Origin of the sequence: Rufibacter immobilis (assembly GCF_003721565.1) — a bacterium.
In the GTDB taxonomy this organism is placed as follows: Bacteria; Bacteroidota; Bacteroidia; order Cytophagales; family Hymenobacteraceae; genus Nibribacter; species Nibribacter immobilis.
Genome location: NZ_RJJE01000010.1, coordinates 1 through 201, shown reverse-complemented (window position 1 = coordinate 201; position 201 = coordinate 1). Strand labels below are relative to the sequence as shown.

The following is a 201-nucleotide window of genomic DNA, read 5'->3' as shown; positions in this document are numbered from 1 at the left end:
CTGGACTATGAAATCCAACAACTTCAAAAAAGCGGTCTCCTTCTTCGCCCTGGCCTCCGTGTTCTCCATGGCGGGCTGCCAGAAAGACGAGCTCCTGGAGGAGACGGCCACCGCGCCCATGGCGCCCGCCGCCGTGTCCAACGCCGTTGACGGCAAGTACATCGTGGTGATGAAGGACGGCAACCTGAGTTCTACCCAGGA

1 pseudogene is annotated in these 201 nt (G+C 60.2%); it reads left to right on the top strand.

The features are described from left to right. Nucleotides 1–7: 7 nt before the first annotated feature. A pseudogene (locus EFA69_RS12690) lies at nucleotides 8–201 on the top strand (S8 family serine peptidase); the annotation flags it as partial.